Source organism: Enterobacter cloacae complex sp. IR53030, assembly GCF_049238365.1.
In the GTDB taxonomy this organism is placed as follows: domain Bacteria; phylum Pseudomonadota; class Gammaproteobacteria; order Enterobacterales; family Enterobacteriaceae; genus Enterobacter; species Enterobacter kobei.
Genome location: NZ_JBMKHA010000066.1, coordinates 1 through 1,454 on the forward strand (window position 1 = coordinate 1; position 1,454 = coordinate 1,454).

The 1,454-nt window shown below is 50.0% G+C and carries 1 protein-coding gene and 1 pseudogene; both read left to right on the forward strand.

Annotated elements, in window-relative coordinates:
- Positions 1–726: hypothetical protein (locus ACOTXR_RS25060; protein WP_421767139.1), on the forward strand; the 726-nt coding region annotated here is incomplete at its 5' end.
- 166 nt (positions 727–892) lie between these two features.
- Positions 893–1,454, forward strand: a pseudogene (locus tag ACOTXR_RS25065) (hypothetical protein); the annotation flags it as partial.

Below are 1,454 nucleotides of genomic sequence, written 5' to 3' on the forward strand. Positions count from 1 at the left end.
CGCCAGGCGGTGCTGGAAGGCATCCGCCACAGCGAACGCTTTATGGCAAACCGGAATGAAGTCACCGCGAATAGACAGAGGATGAGCAGCAGGCTGGAAGAGTACTTTGCAACAGAAAAGGGCAGGGGGGAATACCGGCTGGCAGGGATAAACAGCCTGCTGCTGGTGCTGAACGCGGTGGATTTTATCTACCTGTGCGGACAGTTCAGGGATGATAAGAAGCCGCTGGCGAGCCTGCTGGCCAGCGGTCTGGCGATGGTGAGTCAGGGGACGACGGTTATTTTGCCGGCAATAGAAAAAGGGCTGGAGGCCGGTAAGCTGACGGTAGCATGGGTCAAGGGCGTTGGGGCGGCAGCGGGTGGGTTTGCTTCGGCGATTTCGGTGTTTACTGATGGAGCTTCAGCAGTAGATGAATTTAAGAATAATCGTTTTTTCCTGATGGGTGTGATGGGGTTGAAAACAGTTGTGGATGTCCTCGCTGTCACAAAATCAGTCGGTCTTCTGCTGGAGGCAATAAGTGCTGTTTTCGAAGTTAAAGGTAAAGAGGAAGCATCAAGAATAATCGGATTAGGTGGTAAATATATAGCCGACAAACTGGTAAAAAAATATTTTGGAGTAAGAGTTCTGGCGATTTTAGTGACCTGGGAAGCCATGGTGGCCATAACTTTGTTGCAGGTGGTGGTGACGTGGATTTCTGATGACGAGCTTCAGGGAAGGTGCGAATAAGTCACCAAACGCAAAAAAACGCCTATGTAAGTGATTGAATTTAATTGACTAAAAGTTTCATTTTCGTTGCGGAGGGTACTTATTCGCACCCTCCCTAGCTGACTAAATTACAGTGTCAATGCTTATCATATCTGTAATCCAGGGCCTGAATGTGCAAGGATATTTCATGAATTCAGTTGAAAATCAGCAGGTATGCTCCCGGTTTGTTGAGCCAGAGAAATTAGCAGACCTGCGTACAAAGCAGGAAATTGAAGTGATGAACGGCAGACCGTGGACGCGTGAGCTCCCTCCGCCGCCGGTATTGCCGCCTTATGGCCCGTTGGAGAAAATATCAGGGCAACTGGAGTCTTTTCGCTATGAGAGATTCAGGGAGTATTTTGGTGCAGATGCCTACCGTACCAGTACCCTGCCGGGTGTTTCTGACGGTCAGCGAGGTGCGGTGGCGGCTGTAGCGATAGTTGCAGGGAGTCCTGGTGTCGGTGCTGCAATGATGGCTGAAAGCGAATCTTCGAATGATTCGGCGGAATATGTGCAGGGGATGATTAATGGTCAGCCATTCCGCGGCTGGGTAGGGGTTACCCGTGTTCAGGCTGGCGATGAGGTGGACATGATAGTTGAATGGCAGCATGACCACTATGAGGTTTATGCCATAGCGTTACCTAAGGAAGGTGCGAATAAGCAGGTCATTTCTTCCCAAGCTGACTCGCTGATTAAAATTTCGCGGATCT